This window comes from Gemmatimonas sp. (assembly GCF_046594945.1).
Lineage (GTDB): Bacteria > Gemmatimonadota > Gemmatimonadetes > Gemmatimonadales > Gemmatimonadaceae > Gemmatimonas.
Genome location: NZ_JBKJRB010000085.1, coordinates 14148 through 32215 on the forward strand (window position 1 = coordinate 14148; position 18068 = coordinate 32215).

16 protein-coding genes are annotated in these 18068 nt (G+C 65.6%); 5 read left to right on the plus strand and 11 right to left on the minus strand.

Annotation, left to right across the window (positions count from 1 at the left end; all coding sequences use genetic code 11):
• Positions 1 to 3 precede the first annotated feature (3 nt).
• Genes ACLL97_RS10335 through ACLL97_RS10350 form a run of 4 tightly spaced genes read left to right on the plus strand, consistent with a single transcriptional unit; the run spans position 4 to position 4904 of the window.
• On the plus strand, positions 4 to 2466 hold the full coding sequence (locus ACLL97_RS10335) for a glycosyltransferase (RefSeq protein ID WP_411280389.1): 2463 nt from the start codon (positions 4 to 6) through the stop codon (positions 2464 to 2466).
• Complete coding sequence (locus tag ACLL97_RS10340) at positions 2463 to 3086, plus strand: sugar transferase (protein ID WP_411280390.1); 624 nt, start codon at positions 2463 to 2465, stop codon at positions 3084 to 3086. The genes ACLL97_RS10335 and ACLL97_RS10340 overlap by 4 nt, the downstream gene beginning before the upstream one ends.
• Complete coding sequence (locus ACLL97_RS10345) at positions 3083 to 3754, plus strand: acetyltransferase (RefSeq protein ID WP_411280391.1); 672 nt, start codon at positions 3083 to 3085, stop codon at positions 3752 to 3754. Before ACLL97_RS10340 ends, ACLL97_RS10345 begins: the two co-directional genes overlap by 4 nt.
• Positions 3747 to 4904, plus strand: a complete 1158-nt coding sequence (locus ACLL97_RS10350) for a DegT/DnrJ/EryC1/StrS family aminotransferase (protein ID WP_411280411.1) — start codon at positions 3747 to 3749, stop codon at positions 4902 to 4904. The genes ACLL97_RS10345 and ACLL97_RS10350 overlap by 8 nt, the downstream gene beginning before the upstream one ends.
• 34 nt (positions 4905 to 4938) lie before the next feature.
• Here ACLL97_RS10350 and ACLL97_RS10355 read toward each other — a convergent pair whose 3' ends face one another.
• From ACLL97_RS10355 to ACLL97_RS10370, 4 genes are all read right to left on the minus strand, one after another.
• On the minus strand, positions 4939 to 5799 hold the full coding sequence (locus tag ACLL97_RS10355) for a hypothetical protein (protein WP_411280392.1): 861 nt from the start codon (positions 5797 to 5799) through the stop codon (positions 4939 to 4941).
• 304 nt (positions 5800 to 6103) lie between these two features.
• Entirely contained in the window at positions 6104 to 6922 is an 819-nt protein-coding gene (locus ACLL97_RS10360) for an SURF1 family protein (protein ID WP_411280393.1), read from the minus strand.
• Positions 6919 to 9549 (minus strand): 1,4-alpha-glucan branching protein GlgB, encoded by a 2631-nt coding sequence (glgB, locus tag ACLL97_RS10365; protein WP_411280394.1) that lies wholly within the window; start codon positions 9547 to 9549, stop codon positions 6919 to 6921. The genes ACLL97_RS10360 and glgB overlap by 4 nt, the downstream gene beginning before the upstream one ends.
• A 31-nt stretch (positions 9550 to 9580) precedes the next feature.
• The gene (locus ACLL97_RS10370) at positions 9581 to 10447 is read right to left on the minus strand and encodes a DUF72 domain-containing protein (RefSeq protein ID WP_411280395.1); all 867 of its coding nucleotides are present in this window, start codon (positions 10445 to 10447) and stop codon (positions 9581 to 9583) included.
• A gap of 96 nt (positions 10448 to 10543) precedes the next feature.
• On the opposite strand from ACLL97_RS10370, the gene ACLL97_RS10375 reads away from it, so the two are divergent.
• Positions 10544 to 11044, plus strand: coding sequence for a hypothetical protein (locus ACLL97_RS10375; protein WP_411280396.1), 501 nt, complete (start codon positions 10544 to 10546; stop codon positions 11042 to 11044).
• Positions 11045 to 11076: 32 nt separating this feature from the next.
• Here ACLL97_RS10375 and ACLL97_RS10380 read toward each other — a convergent pair whose 3' ends face one another.
• The 7 genes from ACLL97_RS10380 to ACLL97_RS10410 are packed head-to-tail and all read right to left on the minus strand — an operon-like array spanning position 11077 to position 18033.
• Entirely contained in the window at positions 11077 to 12603 is a 1527-nt protein-coding gene (locus tag ACLL97_RS10380) for a hypothetical protein (protein ID WP_411280397.1), read from the minus strand.
• A complete protein-coding gene (locus ACLL97_RS10385) occupies positions 12600 to 13346 on the minus strand; it encodes an ABC transporter ATP-binding protein (RefSeq protein WP_411280398.1) in 747 nt (248 codons plus the stop codon). Before ACLL97_RS10385 ends, ACLL97_RS10380 begins: the two co-directional genes overlap by 4 nt.
• A 1-nt stretch (position 13347) precedes the next feature.
• A complete protein-coding gene (locus tag ACLL97_RS10390) occupies positions 13348 to 14553 on the minus strand; it encodes an ABC transporter permease (RefSeq protein WP_411280399.1) in 1206 nt (401 codons plus the stop codon).
• Between the two features lie 12 nt (positions 14554 to 14565).
• A complete protein-coding gene (locus tag ACLL97_RS10395) occupies positions 14566 to 15429 on the minus strand; it encodes an ABC transporter permease (protein ID WP_411280400.1) in 864 nt (287 codons plus the stop codon).
• A 10-nt stretch (positions 15430 to 15439) separates the two neighbouring features.
• Positions 15440 to 16240 carry a metal-dependent transcriptional regulator gene (locus ACLL97_RS10400; protein ID WP_411280401.1) on the minus strand — a complete coding sequence of 267 codons (801 nt, stop codon included), beginning with the start codon at positions 16238 to 16240 and terminating at the stop codon, positions 15440 to 15442.
• 9 nt (positions 16241 to 16249) lie between these two features.
• Positions 16250 to 16690: a universal stress protein gene (locus tag ACLL97_RS10405; RefSeq protein ID WP_411280402.1), complete on the minus strand. Its 441-nt coding sequence runs from the start codon at positions 16688 to 16690 to the stop codon at positions 16250 to 16252.
• On the minus strand, positions 16690 to 18033 hold the full coding sequence (locus ACLL97_RS10410; RefSeq protein ID WP_411280403.1) for an Nramp family divalent metal transporter: 1344 nt from the start codon (positions 18031 to 18033) through the stop codon (positions 16690 to 16692). The genes ACLL97_RS10405 and ACLL97_RS10410 overlap by 1 nt, the downstream gene beginning before the upstream one ends.
• Positions 18034 to 18068: the final 35 nt, after the last annotated feature.

Below are 18068 nucleotides of genomic sequence, written 5' to 3' on the forward strand. Positions count from 1 at the left end.
CCAATGTCGATGCCCGCTTCGTCGCCGCGAGTGCTGCACATCATCACCGGTTTGGGAACCGGTGGTGCTGAGGCGAGCCTCGTCCGTGTCATTCGCAACGCGAACGACCCGTCGCGCCATGCGGTGGTGTCGCTGACCACGCGTGGAGAGCACGCCGACGCGCTGGAGGCGATTGGTGTGCGTGTCTGGGCACTTGGCTTGATGCGCGGGCATGCGTCATGGCAGGCTTTGCGCGCCCTGCAGTCAGCGGCGCGTGAGGCACGGGCCGATATCATCCAAGGATGGATGTATCACGCCAACGTTGCGGCATCGTTGCTTTCGATGACGAGCCGCGAGCAGTGGCCGGTGCTGTGGAACGTACGGCACGCCCTCGATGCGTGGGCGTCGGAGCCGAAGAAGCTCCGTTGGCTCATTCGGCTGATGGCGCGATTTTCCGGTCACCCGAAGTGCATCGTGTACAACTCGTCGCGGTCGGCGCGCCAGCATGAGGCGCACGGCTTTGCGTCGGCGCGGACGGTGGTGATACCCAACGGGGTTGATGCCGAGCGCTTCAGTCCGCAACCGGGCAGTCGCGTGGCGACGCGCCTCGCGATGGGGCTTCCCGCCCACGCGGTCGTGATCGGCATGGCGGCGCGTGTCGATCCGCTCAAGGATCATGACACGTTTCTGGACGTGGCCGCGCATCTCGCTGCACGCAACGCGACGGTCCACTTTGTGTTGGTCGGTGCGGGCACCGAAGCTGGTACAAACGCGCAACCAACGGCCCTGGATGCGGCTATCACCCGACGCGTGGCCGAGGTACCGGCGCTGGCCGGTCGCCTCGTACGGTGCGGTGAGCGTCGCGACATGCCCGAGATCTACAATGCCTGCGACATCGTGATGCTCACCTCGCGAAGCGAAGGGAGCCCCAACGCGGTGGCAGAAGCGATGGGCTGCGGCGTGCCCTGCGTGGTCACTGACGTGGGAGACGCGGCGCACCTCGTCGGCCAGAGCGGTGCTGTCGCGCCGGTGGGCGATGTCGGGGCTCTGACTGAGGCGACGATGCGGCTCGTACGTGATGGTGCGCTGCGCGAGCGGCGTGGACAAGCGGCAGCCGCACGTATACGTGCGGACTTCACCGCGCCGGCTGAACGCGTGGCGTATGAACGCCTGTGGGGTGCCACCGCCTCGCGCTCCGCTCCGACGGCTCAACGACTCACGGCGACGAGTGCGCCCATGCGTGCACCACGGCTGTTGGTCGTCACCACCGTGAGCGCGACGTTGGAGGCGTTTCTGCTGCCATTCGCCGATCACTACCGTGCGCGCGGCTGGCGGGTTGATGCGCTCGCCGCCGGTGCCACCGTGCACCCGGGGCTCGAGGCGCATTTCGATCATCGATTCGACGCCTCGTGGCAGCGTCGCCTCGGCGGCATCCGGCATATTTGGCGCTCGTTGCGTGGCCTGTGGTGCGCTCCGCGGCGAGTGCGCGCTATCGTGGCCGAGGGTGGGTACGACCTCGTTCATGTGCATACGCCGATCGCCGCGTGGATTACGCGCTTCGCGCTGCGTCATCGTGTGCCAACCACGAAAGTGATCTACACGGCGCACGGCTTTCACGCCTATCCCGGCGCTGGCCGCGTGCGTAACGCTCTGTTGCGCGCGATCGAACGCGCGGCCTCCGCGTGGACCGACTATCTCGTGGTCATCAACGTCGACGACTTCGTGCTCGCCACGCGAGACCGTCTTGCTTCGAAGAATCAGTTGGTGCATCACCCCGGCATCGGTGTCGACACGGCGCAGTATCGTGTGGCCTCCGCCAGCGAGCGGATTGCGACGCGTCACGCGCTTGGCTTCAGGGACGCGCAGCCATTGGTTGTCGTGGTGGCGGAGTTCAACCGCAATAAGCGGCAGGCGGACGTGATCGAGGCGCTCGCCCTCATCACAGCCAGAGCGACACGGGTGCCCACGGTGCTGTTTCTGGGTGACGGTCCGCGTCGCGGCGCGATCGAGGCGCTCGCCGTTGCCCACGGGGTGTCGGAGCATGTGCGCTTTCTGGGACACCGTCGTGACGTAGCGGCGATCGTGGCGTGCGCAGATGCCTTATTGCTGCCGTCGCAGCGCGAGGGGCTGCCCCGCTGCCTGCTCGAGGCGATGGCCATGCGCGTGCCTGTCATCGCCTCGGACGCCCGTGGCTCGCGCGACCTCGTGGCGGAGGGACGCGGCACCGGCTATCGCACGGCCAACGTGGTCGCTCTCGCTGAGGCGCTCGACGACGTCCTGGATCGACCCACCGCAGCGCGCGCACGGGCCGAGCGGGCCGCTGAATGGATCGATGCCGAGGCGGCACAGTTTCATCTCCTCGCACGGCACGATCGACTGTACGACGCGGCACTGCGTGGAATCGCCCCGGCGGGCGATCAGCCGCGAGCGAGCGCTCGCGTTGCTCACGTCGCAGGGGCCGGAAAGCATCGAGGACGCGCGGCATGAGGGGCCGCATGATGCGCGGCATGCGAATCAAGCGAGCTCTCGACCTCGCGGTCGCGACGGCGGCACTGCTGGTCGCCGCGCCGCTGCTGCTCCTTGTCGCCATCGCCGTGCGCGTGAACCTGGGGAGCCCCGTGCTCTTCCGGCAGCAACGCCCCGGCCTGCACGGCCGATCGTTCACGATGGTGAAATTCCGCACGATGCGTGATGCAATAGGACGCGATGCACGTCCATTGCCCGATACGGACCGGCTCACGCCGTTCGGGACACTGCTGCGCTCCACCAGTCTCGATGAGTTGCCGGAGCTGTGGAACGTGCTGCGCGGCGAGATGTCACTGGTCGGGCCACGTCCACTCCTGATGGAGTATCTCGATCGCTATACACCCGAGCAGAACCGTCGTCATGAGGTGCGCCCGGGTGTGACCGGATGGGCGCAGGTGCATGGGCGCAACGCGCTCTCGTGGGACGAGCGATTCCGCCTCGACGTGTGGTACGTCGAACACCGATCGCTACGGCTCGACCTGCAGATACTGGTTCGCACCCTCGCCATCGTGCTTCGCCGAACCGGCGTCAGCGCGAAAGGGGAGGCCACCATGTCCGTTTTTGAGGGGAGCGTGGGATGAACGATATCGTGATCTATGGCGCCGGCGGCATGGGCCGCGAAGTGGCGCAACTCCTCGCCGATCTTAACGAGCGCGAGCCGACGTGGTCGGTGTTGGGCTACATCTCCGACGACGACTCGATCCACGGTACCACCTCCGGCGATCTGCCGGTGATCGGTGGCGGTGCGTGGGTGCGCGCACGCACACAGCCGATTGCCGTCGCATTTGGTGTTGGTAGCCCTGCCCTCAAACGCATATTGGTCGAGCGTGTCCGCGCACCGCACGTGTCATTCCCGACACTCGTGCATCCAACCGTCATCATGGGGCGCCGGGTATCGCTCGGGGAAGGCACGATCGTATGCGCCGCGTCGGTGATCACCGTGGATATTCACGTGGGTGCCTTCTCGACCGTCAATCTGTGTTGCACCATCACGCATGATGCTGTACTTGGCGAGTACACCACGCTGGCGCCGAGCGTGAACGTGAGCGGCAACGTCACGATCGGGAACGGAACCGACATCGGTACCGGCAGCAAAGTGATTCAGGGCGTGTCGATCGGCGAATGGAGTATCGTGGGTGCGGGCGCGGTGGTCAGCCGCGATCTACCCGCTAATGTCACGGCGGTCGGCGTGCCGGCCAAAGCGATCAAGGAACGTCCCTCGGGCTGGTATCGTGACGATCATGCATGAACGGATCTATCTCTCACCGCCGCATCTCGGTCAGCGTGAGGAGCAACTGGTGCTCGAGGCGTTCCGGACGAACTGGATCGCGCCGCTCGGACCACACGTAGATGCCTTCGAGCAGGAGCTGTGCGCCTACACCGGCGCACCGCATGCAGTCGCGCTGAGCTCAGGAACGGCAGCGCTACATCTCGCACTCGCGGCCCTTGACATCGGCGCGGGCGACGAGGTGTGGGTCAGCACCCTCACGTTCGCGGCGTCGGTGTTTCCGCTGCACTACGTCGGTGCGACGCCGGTGTTCGTCGATGCCGACCTCGGATCATGGAACATGGATCCGGTGTTGTTCGTGGAGGCGTTGCACGACGCGGCTCGGCGCAACGCGCTTCCACGCGCTGTGGTGCTGGTGCACCTCTACGGCCAGTGTGCGGACGTGGAGCCCATCGCGTACGCCTGCAAAACGCTCGGCGTTCTACTGATCGAAGACGCTGCCGAGGCGCTTGGCGCCACGTATGACGGGCGTGCCGCCGGTACTTTCGGCGACGTTGGCTTCTACTCGTTCAACGGCAACAAGATTATCACCACATCGGGCGGCGGCATGCTGGTAACGCCGCATGCTCAGGTCGCGCAGCGGGTCCGCGCGCTGGCCACGCAGGCGCGCGAGCCGGTGCCGCATTACGAGCATCGGCAGCTAGGCTACAACTATCGGCTCAGCAACGTGCTGGCCGGTATCGGACGCGGTCAACTCGAGCAGCTCGACGCACGCGTCGCTGCGCGTCGAGCGGTGTCCGAACGCTATCAGACACGACTCGGCGCGCTGCCCGGAATCGCGTTCATGCCGGAGGCTCGCTACGGTCGCGACGGCATGCGATCCACCCGTTGGCTCACCACCCTCACGATCGACGCGGCGCGTTTCGGCGCGAATTGTGAAACGGTGCGCGTGGCACTCGAAGCACAGCAGATCGAAGCGCGCCCGGTGTGGAAGCCGATGCACCAGCAGCCGATATTCGCCGGATGCCGCGTGTTCGGCGGCGGCGTTGCAGACGCGCTCTTCGCGGAGGGATTGTGTTTGCCGAGTGGCTCTTCGCTTACCGAAGCGCAGCAGGAGCGCGTGATCAGCGTCGTACAGTCGTGCGTGCAAACGAGAAGTGCTGCGGCATAGCGCCGCGGCGTAGCGCTGCGGGTTCGGGAGCCGGTTACCAGTACAGCCCGAACGACTTCGTACCGTTGTCGCGCATAACCAGCGCCGGTCCCGGCAGGCGCACCGAGTGCAGAATGCGCTTCACGTGTACCCAGGTCGGGTTATTGCCCGGCAACCGCGCCGCGTCGAGATCGAGTCCGACCACGTATTCGCTGGGCGTGGCACCGCCGAAGGCACGACGTCCGACGGACAGGCGCACCGGCGACGGCCAGGCCTTCGCGGCGTGGGTGGGCAGTAGGTCGTGTACGGTGGCCGAGAGCCAGATAGTCTGGTGCGCATAGTCCACCAAGGCGCCGCGCGGGCCACGGGAGCCGAGGAAGGCGCGTGGGGACACCGAGAACGATGGTGTGATCTTCTGGAGCACGGGCAGATACGCCTGGGCGACGGCATACCCGGCGCCAACGGCGTCGACGCCGAGATCGATCGGGCTGAACCCGTTGTAGTAGCCGTCGGCCACTTCCTTCATGGTACCGATCGCGAGCGCCACGCCGGCGCTCTTCCACGCCGCGCTCACTCGGCTGGCGCGATCCGCGCACGTGGCGTGCACCCCGGTGCGGGCGAGATGGTACGAGCCGAGGGCGTGCAAATGCGAGCTTGGATCGGCCACGATCGCCATCGGGGCACTCTCGTCGGCCATGCGCCACGCGGCCCCGCGTGACATCGACTGGTATTCCATACCGGTCGCGAGAGCGCTCAACGCGATTTGGATGCCGATGCGGCCGGCGGTCGTGGAACTCTGACACGCGCCGGACTGCGCTGCGGCCGACTGAGCGCCGAGCAACATTGCGGCTCCAACGACCGCCATCACGGCGCGTTCCTTCGTCCAGTCCCGCGTACGCCGCATCACGCGCATCATGTCTCCACCTGGCAAAGGTCGGACAGCATGTCCGACGGATGCGAGGAGGTAGCAACGGCTGTGCCCGCTCAGCGATCAGAGCAGCTTTGTGATGCCCGCACTCTGACAATCGAGGGCCACTGGCGTGGCAAAAGGGGTGCGCGTGACAGTCGAAGGGGCGAGCAGCGTAACAGCGGTGCTCGCTGCGTAACGATTCGCAGAGTACATCGTGGTCTGTCGGCACGGCCCGGATCGGCACGCCACCGGGTATGTTGTCGCACGCCCACCACAGCAATCGTGGCAGACGTCGTACAGTCGAGCCCGTTTAGGGTCGACGTGCTCGCGCCGCCCGCTCATTCTGCGCGTTCCCCACGCCACCCATGTCCCGGCCCATGTCGTCGTCCGGCGACGTGTCGCCCGCGCCACGCTGCGGGCCCCATGTGAATGCGACGAAGCCCACCAGAAACACCAGTGCGAAACCGAACCATTGCATGGCGTACGACTGGTGCGGACCTTCCGACGGTGACGGCGGCGGCACGCGCGCGGCCTTCGTGATGTCGTACATCGCCGTATCTCCAAGCGCGAGCAACACGAAAGGCGCGAGCGGATACCCGGTGAGCGCGGCGATCGTGTCGCGGTCGAGCACGCGAACGGCGCGGGTGGCCGTCGGCATCTGTACCGTGCCCGGCTTGTGCGGCGGGAACGAAATCACCAGCGCATCGAGGTCGAGCGTATCCGCTTCCCGCGCTTTGTCGTGATCGAACGTGCGCCCATCCGGTGAGTACACAAAGCCGCGCAAGACGAGCACGGCGGTATCGCCCCACGCACCGTCAAGCGGCCGCACCGGCGTGAGCAGGTGCACACCGGGAGAGCCGGCCTGCGAGCGCGTGGCATGCACGACTTCAGCGGCGTAGTCGGCCACGCCGCGAATGTGCACTCGGCGCCAGTGCGAATCAGTGGTGTCGACCGCTTGCAGCGTAGAGACGCTGACCACCGGCATCGTTCCGCGCGCGAGCACGATCGCGTTCTGCGCCCGCCGCTGCGAGAGCCGATCCAGCTGCCAGATCCCCAGGCGAATGCACACGGCGGCGGCGATCACCGTGAGCATGCCGAACACCAAGGTCTTCGCGCTAAAACGACTCATGCGTCGGTGGCAGGAGGCGAGGACGGCGGTATCGCCGTCTTGGTGCGCGGTGTACGGGAAGCCGGGCGGCCTGGTGAGCGCTTGGGAACCGTCGATGACGGTGACGTTTTCACCGCCAGCTTGCTCGCCACTCTCGTCATCGGCCTCAGCGTCGCCGTCGCGGTGGGCTCGGAGACCGCGGTCTTCGCCGCCATCTGTCTCTTCGACGGCTTCGCGGCTTTCGCTTCCATGGGTGCCTTCGGTTGCTTGGATGCCTTTGGCTGCTTTGCCTGTTTCGGTGCCTTCGATGCCTTCGGTGCCTTCGATGCCTTCGGTGCCTTCACCGGCTTCGATGCCTTGTCCTGCTTCGACTGCGACTGTCCCGCGCCAGACCGCGACGCCGACGCCTCGCCGACAGCACGGTTGGCGACGACGTCCACCGCCGCGCGCGGGTCCGGTCGGTCGGTCGGCAGCAACACGAGAATGCTGAGCGGCGGCAATGACACGCTCACCGACTGCGGGAAGCCGTGATACGGCACCGGCTCCGCCTCCACCGCCTCCGCAACCGCGTAACCACTGCCACCAAATGTGGTCGCGTCGGAGTTGAGCACGACGTGATACGTACCCAACGACGGCGCGCCAAGACGATATTCGGCGCGCGGGACCGGCGTGAGATTGAGCACCACCATCGCGTGCGCCAATCCGTCATACCGCGCATACGACAATACCGACTGCTCCTTGTCGGACACGTCGATCCAGCCATAGCCCGACGGCTCGTGATCACGCCGCCAGAAGCAGGAGTGCTGACGATAGAGCGCACCGATCGACTCCATGAACGCCATGAGTCCCTGTCGCCGGGCATCGCCCAGCAAATGCCATTCGAGACTGACGTCGTGATTCCACTCGTGATGCGACCCGAGCTCAGTGCCCATGAAGAACAACGACTTGCCGGGTCGCGTAATCGAGTAGCCGATGAGGGCGCGCAGATTGGCAAAGCGCTGCCACACGTCGCCCGGCATCTTCTCGAGTAACGACTTTTTGAGGTGCACGACTTCATCGTGCGACAGCGGATTCATGAACCGTTCGCTGTACTCGTACATCATCGCGAAGGTGAGCTTGTCGTGCGCGCCTTTGCGGAAGAAGGGATCGACTTTGAAGTAGTCGAGCGTGTCGTGCATCCACCCCATGTTCCACTTCAGCGTGAAGCCGAGTCCGCCCTCGCTGATCGGATGCGTCACCTTCGGCCACGACGTGCTCTCCTCGGCCACCGTGATCACGCCGGGATGCAGTGAATGCACGGCGTGATTGAGTTGCTTGAGAAACGACACTGCCTCGAGATTCTCGCGACCGCCGAACCGGTTGCGGAGCCACTCACCCGCCTCGCGCCCGTAGTCGAGATACAACATCGACGCCACGGCATCCACGCGCAGTCCGTCAATGTGGAACTCCTCGATCCAGTACAGCGCGTTGGCCAGCAGGAAGTTGCGCACTTCGTAGCGCGCGTAGTTGAAGATGTGCGTGCCCCACTCGGGGTGATCGCCGAGTCGCGGGTCCTCGTGTTCGTAGCACGCAGTGCCGTCGAAGCGGCGCAGCGCCCAGTCGTCCTTCGGGAAATGGGCCGGCACCCAGTCCAACAGCACTCCGATGCCCGCCTCATGCAGCGTGTCCACAAAGGCGCGGAAATCATCGGGTGACCCGTGACGCGACGTGGGTGCGAAGTAGCCACCGACCTGATAGCCCCACGAGCCGCCGAACGGATGCTCCAGCACCGGCAACAGCTCGACATGCGTGAACCCCATGCGCTTTACATGCTCGGCGAGGCGCGGTGCCAACTCGCGATAAGTCAGCACCCGGTTGTGTTCGCCGCGCATCCACGAGCTGAGGTGCACTTCGTACACCAGCATCGGCTCGCGCAGCGGATCGGCGTCCGCACGTTGCGCCAGCCAGGCGCCGTCCTTCCAGTCGTAGGTCCCGCGCGACTGGACGATCGATGCGCGCCCAGGGCCCTGCTCTATCTTGAACGCGTACGGATCGGTCTTCACGCGCAGCGCACCAGTGGACGATCGGATCTCGAACTTGTACATCGCGTTCACACCGATACCGGGCACGAACAGTTCGAATACGCCGCTCGCCCCGAGCCGACGCATTTGGTGTGCGCGTCCGTCCCAGTCATTGAACGCGCCAATGACCGATACGCGCGTGGCATTCGGTGCCCACACCGCGAACGACGTGCCGGCCACATCGTCGATCTCGCGGAGGTGCGCGCCCAGCTTCTCCCACAAACGCAGATGGCGTCCTTCGTTGAAGAGATGGAGATCCATCTCGCCGAGCGTGGGGAGAAATCGGTACGGGTCGTCGCGCAATACAACGCGGCCATCGCCGAACGTGATCTCGAGCCGATACGCGATCGGCGCCGTGCGATCGCTCAGAAAGAGCGCGAATAAGCCGTGCGCATCGCGCTCCATCGGCCAACGCTGTTCACCGAGCACCACCGCAATGGACGCGGCGTTCGGTTGGAAGGCGCGGATCACGACCCCGTCCACGCCGTCGCGAGTAATGGGATGCGCGCCCAGCAGGTCGTGCGGAACGGCGGATTCGCCTCGAACGAGCCGGAGCGCGGCGTCGGCTGATGCAGTCGGCACAGTCATGCGTGAAGTATATCCGCCGAGAGGAGTCTCGTCAGAACAGTGACGGCTGGTCCCCGATAGAGCGTGGGTCCACCGTCGGTATCCCGAGCCGCTCCTGCAGCATCCGCACCGACGCCGGACCGTGCCCGGCGAAGTGGTTGTTCACGAAGCCGTACACCTCGCGCACGCGGCGCTGCAGCACCGGAATCATTCGGCTCCACGCGTCGAGTTCGGCACTTCGGTCCACCTGCAGTCGGGAGTAGTCCACGATACTCCGGTCGGGTCCCATCCAGCGTAGATACGCGAAATCCGCCGTCGGCTGCTCACAGAGCTTTAGCAGCCAGTCGCGCGGCATCCATCGACCGTCACTCAGAGCCAGCGCGACGCCGTAGCGCTCGAGCAGCGCCAACGTGCGCTTCCGTACCCACGCCGCCTGTCGGAATTCCACAGCGAATTGGAGATCTGGAGGCAGTGTCGGGAGAAAAGCGGCAAAGGCATCGATCTCGGCCGGTGAGAAATCGGGCCCGCACTGAATGAGAATCGGACCCAGCCTCGGCCCCAGCTCCCGCATGCGATCGGTGAACGCGTGCAGCACGTCGGCCGCGCCCGCAAAGCGGCGCTCGTGCGTGATCTCCTGCGGGAGCTTGCACGTGAACGTGAACTCCGGCGGCGTACGCGACGCCCAGCCACGCACGGTACGGATCGGAGGGATCGCATAAAACGTGGAGTCGATCTCCACGGCCTCGAAAGCGCGTGTGAAGGTGCGCAGAAAGTCCACGGGACGGGTGCCATCCGGGTAGAACGGCCCGACCCACGCCGGATAATTCCACCCTTGCGTACCCAACCGCAGTCGCGCGCTCACGAGCGCCACACGCGGCGGCTCACGGGCATTGCCCACGTGCCCTTGGGCCCATCCCATGGCCTCCGGTCCCGCCGCCGACACCGCGAAGAGTTCGTTCCGTATCGAACATGGTAACACTCGCGGTCCGAACGATCACTCTCAGGAGGCGTCGCCATGTTTCAGCTCGCGCTCGTTGCCATGACTGTCTTGCAAGCCTCCACGCTCACGCTCCCCGCCACCCCATCGCCCGCCGGTCCGCGCACGGCCGTCGTGACCGAGCCAATTGTCTCCAGCCCCGAACATATTGCCCGCGCGCGCCTCGCGCTGGCCAACGGGGAATTCGATGTCGCGCGGCGCGAGTTCGTGACCGCGGCGGCGATCGACCGCGATGAAGGGAAGCTCGCCACCGAAGCGTCGTTCGGACTCGCGCATGTGCTCTACGCGCAGTCGTACAACCGCGAAGCCGCGACCGTGATGGAGCGTCTCGCCGCCGACGCATCGACGGCCGGTGACGTCGATACCGAAGCGAAGGCGCTGCTGGACGCCATGTGGCTCAACGTGGACGCCAAGCAGCGCCTGCAGGCCCGCGCCGATGCCTCGCGGCTGCGGGTGCTGCTGAAAGACCAGCGCCTGTCGAGTGAGATACGCAAGCTCATTGCGTCGCGTGTGCACTGAACCGCCCTGCGCGCAGCGCACGATACCACACATTACCGGTAGGTCTCGAAGAACCCGCGTCCACGACCGTTGAGTACGTGACCGCGGACGCGGCCTTCGACCCGCGCCTCGCCCGCCATCTGCACGAACCACGGCCTGCGCAGCGCCCGCGCCGCGTCGCTCTCCCCACGTTCCACCAGCCCGATGCGCGTGTCCGTCGCCACCGCGTCGTCGACGGTCACCAAGAGCCGCAGCGTATCGGTGCCGCGCACGTCGAACAACTGCGCCGTGGCCGGCACCTTGAGCATTCCCTTCGGTGTCCGCACCTCGCGCGCGTCATTGTAGCGGATCACCCGCGGCCGGAACAGCGCGAGAAAACCCTGCGCGTCGGTCACGTACACGAACAGCGGCGCATTGCCTGCGGCGGAATCTTCCGGCGTGACCCGGCCATACAGGAGGGTGTACTCGCCGGCACGGGCCGATCCCCATTCCCAGGTGACACCACGCCACCCACCCCAGTTATGATCGTGATACGCCTGCGCGCCGTCGAAGCGCTCGCACGCGCGGGCCACGCACAACGAGCCCGACGCGTCGGCGCGCAGTGCCGGCACGGCGTACCCTGAGGTGAAGTCACCGCTCACCAACGTGGCACCGGGGAAGTCCACCCGCGGTGCCGGTGAGAGCACGAGATCGAGTGTGAGTGGCGTGCCCGTGCCTTCTTCGCGCACGTCGGCACGTACCGCGTACCGACCATCGGGTAACACGCGCACGCTGTCGTTGCCGATCGTGAGATTCGCTTCGCGTGTGGAGAAACGCACTCGCTCCTTCGGGATCGTGCGACTGAAGCGACGTGGTGCTCGGCCGCGCTCATGCAGCGTGACGAGCACTTGGCCTCCCCACTGATCGCCCGTGACATCACCGCCCACGATGAACGAGATGAACGCCCAACGCGTCGCGTCGGGAGAGATCACGTTGAAGTAGTGCCACTCTCCCCACGAATTTCGATTCGCCATGCCAGGCGTGGGGAGATGGAAGTGGTCGATATCGTGACGCAGCTCGGCCGGCGTCGGCGTCATCCACCGCCGATCGCCGTCGTCGTCGTCCCACGACCCCGCCGACACCGTGGGCAGAGCTCCGAGCGTACGCGTGGCCGACGGGATCTCCCCGCTGGCTCGCACGGGATGCTCGACGCCGTCGCGGGTCGTGACGTACAGCAGCTTTCCTTCAAGCTGCGGGGCCGCCACACTGACCACATCGCTGAGGCGCGGTGCATTGAGGACCTGCCGATGCACGAAGCGCGCGTTGGGCACGGAAAAGAAGAGGCCACCCAGGCCACCCGTCGTGAGCACTTCGATGTCGATGCCCTCCGGCAGCACGGTGATCGTGCCACCGCCTACCAGTCGCTCCTGACTGGCCTGACGCACCATCGCCTCACCGACGGCGAGCAGCACGATCATCACGCCCACGCCCACGCCGAATCCGCCGCACAGCAACAGGGCACGCATCGGTCGCGACGACACCGATCGCCAGGCCAGCAGCTGTGCCATGGCCAACCGAATGGCACCCGCGGACGTGCTCACGCACCGCTCCCGGTGTCCGATCCGGAATCCGACGCGACACGCCCGTCGTGCAATCGGATCACGCGCTGCGCGGCGTGCGCCACGACGGCATCGTGCGTCACGAACACCAGCGTGCGACCGTCGCGATGCAATCGCCCGAACAGTTCGAGCAGTCGCGCACCGGTTTCGGCGTCGAGTTCGCCGGTCGGTTCATCGGCCAGTAGCAGCGCGGGTTCGTTCGACAGCGCGCGCGCGATCGCAACCCGCTGCTGCTCGCCGCCAGACAGCTGCGTGGGCCGGTGATCGAGCCGGTCGCCGAGCCCCACGTAGCCCAGCAGTTCACGAGCGCGTGCTTTACGTGCCCGCTTGTCCATGCCCGCTTCAGCCAGCGGAAGCTCGACGTTCTCCGACGCCGACAGCGTGGGCATGAGATAGAAACGCTGAAACACGAAGCCAATATGACGCAGCCTGAAGTCGGTGGCCTCGCGATCGGACAGCGACGCGGTGTCGCGACCATTCACCAAAACGCGACCCGAGGTCGGTACGTCGACCGCACCGAGCAAGTGCAGCAGCGTGCTTTTGCCGCAGCCCGACGGCCCGGTGATGGCCGCAAACTCTCCCCGCGCGATCCGGAGATCGATGCCACGCACCGCCTGTACGATCGCACTGCCCATGGGATAGCGGCGCACGACCCCCTCGCAGACGATGACCGGCGCGATCTCCGTTTCACGTCCGAGTTCGGTGTCGGTACGATGTTCAGACACGTCAACCAATGGCTTCCTCACGCAACGCGCGAGCGATGGGGATGGAGGCGGCGCGCCAGGCAGGCAGCAGTCCGGCCAGTGTTCCTGAGGTGAGCAACAGCGCGAGCGCGCGCCATCCGGCGTTCGAACTCCACACGAAAAAGTCGAACGCCGACGGCAGTCCGGGAAAGTCACGCAGAATGCCGTTGAGCCACTGAGCGGTGACCAGCCCCAGCGCGAGTCCACCCACAATGCCCGCGCTCGTAAGCAGCAGCCCCTCGAGAAAGATCTGTTGTAGCACGCCGATGCGCTGCGTGCCGATCGCACGCAACACCGCGATCTCGCCACGTCGCTCGTTCACGGACAGCGTGACCAACGTGGCGACCAAGAGAAAGCCGATGCCGAGGCTGATGGCCCCGAGCACGAACGCCAACTGGCGAAAATACGACAGGCGCTCCTCGACCTGCCGGATCGCCGTTTCCGTTGAAATCGCGGTCACGCGCGGCTGGGTGGTCGCGATCCACGCACGCACCGCTTCCACCGACGCGGAATCGCTGCGCCGCGACTCGGCCATCGCCAGCGACATGCGGTCGCGATAGCTCGGCCCGAGCAACTGCCGTAACAGCGCGAGATCGAGCGCAATCACCGGTGTTTCGCCGGGTACATAGATGAAGCGGCCCATGCCGCCGATCACGACACGACTCGATCGCGCGGCGGTGCGCAGCTGCGCATCGAGTCCCGAGGAGATCGTGATGGTATCGCCGACCACGTGCCCTGCGCGCATCAGGAATGTCTGACTCACGACAATACGTGGCATCGACGCCACCGTGCCGGAATCCGCGCGCGTGATGTCGGAGCCGGCCTCGAGTGTGTAATCGCCCTGTACGGCGCGCTCGAGACCAAGCGTGAACGCCGAGGGGATTCGACTGCCATCGATGGTGAGCGTCGCGCCAAGCGTAGGACTGACGGCCTTGATGTCGGGATTGGCGCGCAGCGCGCGAACGATCGCGCCCGCGCCGTCGATGGTGGCTTCGCTGTCGAATGGCAACGTGCCCTTCGGCGACACGCGCAGCTGATAGCCCCGCGTGAGCAACAGCGAGCGGAACGATTCGCTCATGCCGGTCGCGAGCATCACCATGTCGAGCAGTAGCGCCGCGGCGACCGCGATACCAAGCACCGCCAGCGCCGTGCGGGCGAAATGCCGACGCAGCGTGGCCCAAGCCATCATGAGGCGCATCGTTCAGCGCCCCATGAGCGACAGGGGCGACGTCTTCACCAGTCGCCAGCCGGCGGCGGCGCCCGAGCCGATGCCGAGCACCAACGAAAGTCCGGTTGCGAATGCAAAGATCTGTGGTGTAAGGAGCGCGAACACCAGCGGCGTGCGATACAACTCCTGAAAATGCGCGTTCACGATGAGCGACGCGATCCAACCGATACCGGCGCCGATCACGCTTCCAATGAGCGACACGATGGCGGCTTCGATGACGATGGCTCGCACCACGGTGGCGCGGGAAAGTCCCATGAGGCGGAGTGCGCCGATGTCCCGCTTGCGTTCCTCGACGCTGAGCAACAGTAGGCAGAGCAGAAACACCGCGCTGGCGACGACGGTGATGATGCCGATGGCGGTGTGAAAGCGCTCGACCACACGAAAGGTGCGCGAGCTTTGCACCGCGACGTCGCGCGACTTGTGGGCGCGAAATCCGAAGGCCACGTGGTTGATGCGCGCCAAGGCCGAGTCGATCGACTGACCGTCGCGCGTGCCGACGGCAAAGCGGTCTACGCGATCGTCGAGCTCCAAAAGCTGTTGGAGCTGATCGAGATGGAGTCGCACGCGATACTCGCGGCGCGCGACTTCAGCCGGGTCGGCTTTCCGCTGGTAAATCGCTGCGATCGTAACGCTGTCGCCCGGTTGGCCCGGCAGGGCCGAGATCCTGACCCGAGCGCCGACCGCGAGCCCGAGATCCTCGGCCATCCGCGCGTCGATCGCGATGCCGCGTTGCGCGCGGAGCGGAGTAGCGCCGAGCGCCGCTAGCGCGCCCGCGAGCAATACGGCCAGCGTGAGCACCCGCTTCACGGGCACCCGCTTCACGGGCACCCGCTTCACCGACCGCCGTTCAACGGGCGGTCGACTTTCGTGATTTCGGTTTGGAGGCGGCAACAACCGTGTCGGAGGCAGGATCATCAGCGGGGCGTGAACCAGAAGAGGGCATCGCTTCCACCAATACCTGAGCGGCCAGATTGGGTCCCACCACGGGCTCGTTCTTTCCGATCCGCAACGTCAGCGGTCCGTCGAACGGCGCGCGTGACACCATCGTCACTTCAGCGCCCGGCTGCAATGCGATTTCCGCGAGATAGCGCAGCAGCGACGGATTCTTGTCGCTCACGCGCAGCATGCGCGCCGTTTCGCCCACCGGCAATTCGGCGAGTGTGCGATGCGGTTGCTCCTCAACGATGCCGTCGACCGTGGGAATCGGCGCCCCGTGCGGATCGGCGGTGGGATGCCCAAGCGCGGCGGCCATGCGCTCGATGAGATCGTCCGACGCGGCATGCTCGAGTCGTTCCGCTTCGTCGTGCACGCGATCCCACGGATAGCCCAGCACGCCGGTGAGATACGATTCGAGGATGCGATGACGGCGGATCGTGCGCAGTGCGGCCTGTCGTCCGCGCGGCGTCAGTTGCACGCCGCGGTACGGCACGTGATCGAGGTAGCCTAGCGTGGCCAGCCGACGCACCATGCCGGTCACAGACGCCGGAGCCACGTCGAGCGCGTTCGCGACATCGCTGGTGGCGGCCGCACCGAACCGGCTCTCGAGCTCGTAGATAGCCTTGAGGTAGTCCTCCACCGGCTCGGTGAGCGCCGGAGGAGCAACGACAGGCGAACCTGCGTCGGGCGAAACTGCATCACGCGCGTTCATGCTCAAAGATCAGCGAGAGGCGACGCGAACGGGACCCCTGACCATGAGAACGGGCACCATCGTCCGGTGGCGAACGGTGTTGGCGGTCGTGCCATAAATCACGTCCTGTATTCCCTTGTGGCCGTGCACCGCCATCGCGATCAGATCGCACTGCTCCCGCTCGGCCGCTGCCGCGATCTCGCCAGCGGGATCACCACCAGCGAGAATCGACTCAGTCTCGAAGCCGTCCGCGCGCAACGAAGCGCAGCAGGCTTCAATGTACTCTCGGTCCAGTCGCATTTCCTCAGATTCGCGCAGTTTCAGCGAATGCTGGTGCCTGGCGGCCCAGCCGTCGGCCACGTGGATCAGCACGAGGGCGGATGAGCAAAGCGCCGCCAGCTGCCGCACGTGGGCGAGGATGACCTGGTCGTACGCCGAGTGCTCGAGCGGCACGAGAATGCGACGATACATCAGGCGATCCACCCGCGTACCGTCTGAACGAGCAGCCAGAGATTCAGCGTGGCAATGACGCCGGCGACAACGTAGGCCGCGATGCGCAGTCCGATCGAGTTCACGAATTCGCCCATTTTTTCGCGGTCGGAGGTAAAGCGCACCAGCGGGAACACGGCAAAGGAGAGCTGGAGCGACAGGATGACCTGGCTGAAGATCAGTAGCTTGGCCGTCCCGCGCTCCCCGTAAAGTATCGCCACGACCGCCGCCGGCACGATGGCGATAGCCCGCGTGATCAACCGGCGAAGCCAAGGACGAATGCGAAGGTTCAGAAAACCTTCCATCACGATCTGGCCCGCCAAGGTGCCCGTAATCGTGGAGTTCTGTCCCGACGCCAGCAAGGCGAGGGCGAAGATCGTGCTGGCGCCGGCTACGCCAAGCAGTGGCGTGAGCAGCTTGTACGCATCCTGGATCTCTGCCACGTCGGTATTGCCACTGGTGTGAAACGTCGCCGCTGCTACGATCAGGATTGCCGCGTTGATGAACAGCGCGAAGCTGAGGGCGATCGTGGAATCGAGAAACGCGAACCGCACCGCCTCACGCTTGCCTTCCGACGTCTCCTCGTAATTCCGCGTCTGCACGATCGACGAATGGAGATAGAGGTTGTGCGGCATCACGGTGGCCCCGAGGATACCGATCGCGATATACAGCATTTCGGGATTGGTGAAGATCTGCGTGGTCGGAACGAATCCGCGCGCCACCTCGCCTATATCCGGTCGTGTGATGAACAGTTCAAACAGAAAGCACCCGCCCACCACTGCGATCAGCCCGATTACCAAGGCCTCAAGCAGGCGGAACCCTTTGTTCTGCAGATACAGCACGATGAGCACGTCAACGGCGGTGATCCCGATGCCCCACGCAAGCGGGATATCGAAAAGCAAATTGAGTGCGATCGCCGTGCCGATCACTTCGGCCAGATCACACGCTGCGATCGCGATTTCGCAGAGCACCCAAAGCGCGAAGGCCACGGGCCGGGAGTAGTGATCCCGACAGGCCTGCGCCAGGTCACGCCCCGTGACGATGCCAAGTTTCGAGGCGAGTCCCTGCAGCAACATCGCCATCAGGTTCGACAGCAGGATCACCGAGAGCAACGTGTAGCCGAAGCGCGAACCGCCAGCGAGCCCTGTCGCCCAATTGCCGGGGTCCATGTAACCCACCGCCACGAGATAGCCGGGCCCGGCAAAAGCCACCATCTTGCGCAGCCAGGTCGCGCCATTCACCTCGACGGAGCGATGTACCTCGGCCAGCGATGGCGCCAGTCGGGCGCGACGCCAGCCGGGCTCCGCCGTGGGTGGCGTCGTCAAGGAGGGCGCGGTCGCGCTCGGGTCCAATGAGGGGG

Coding starts and splice junctions, on each gene's coding strand:
- ACLL97_RS10335 (WP_411280389.1), top strand. CDS start 4: ATGTCGATGCCCGCTTCGTCGCCGCGAGTGCTGCACATCATCACCGGT.
- ACLL97_RS10340 (WP_411280390.1), top strand. CDS start 2,463: ATGAGGGGCCGCATGATGCGCGGCATGCGAATCAAGCGAGCTCTCGAC.
- ACLL97_RS10345 (WP_411280391.1), top strand. CDS start 3,083: ATGAACGATATCGTGATCTATGGCGCCGGCGGCATGGGCCGCGAAGTG.
- ACLL97_RS10350 (WP_411280411.1), top strand. CDS start 3,747: ATGCATGAACGGATCTATCTCTCACCGCCGCATCTCGGTCAGCGTGAG.
- ACLL97_RS10355 (WP_411280392.1), bottom strand. CDS start 5,799: ATGATGCGCGTGATGCGGCGTACGCGGGACTGGACGAAGGAACGCGCC.
- ACLL97_RS10360 (WP_411280393.1), bottom strand. CDS start 6,922: ATGAGTCGTTTTAGCGCGAAGACCTTGGTGTTCGGCATGCTCACGGTG.
- glgB (WP_411280394.1), bottom strand. CDS start 9,549: ATGACTGTGCCGACTGCATCAGCCGACGCCGCGCTCCGGCTCGTTCGA.
- ACLL97_RS10370 (WP_411280395.1), bottom strand. CDS start 10,447: ATGGGATGGGCCCAAGGGCACGTGGGCAATGCCCGTGAGCCGCCGCGT.
- ACLL97_RS10375 (WP_411280396.1), top strand. CDS start 10,544: ATGTTTCAGCTCGCGCTCGTTGCCATGACTGTCTTGCAAGCCTCCACG.
- ACLL97_RS10390 (WP_411280399.1), bottom strand. CDS start 14,553: ATGATGGCTTGGGCCACGCTGCGTCGGCATTTCGCCCGCACGGCGCTG.
- ACLL97_RS10400 (WP_411280401.1), bottom strand. CDS start 16,240: ATGAACGCGCGTGATGCAGTTTCGCCCGACGCAGGTTCGCCTGTCGTT.
- ACLL97_RS10405 (WP_411280402.1), bottom strand. CDS start 16,690: ATGTATCGTCGCATTCTCGTGCCGCTCGAGCACTCGGCGTACGACCAG.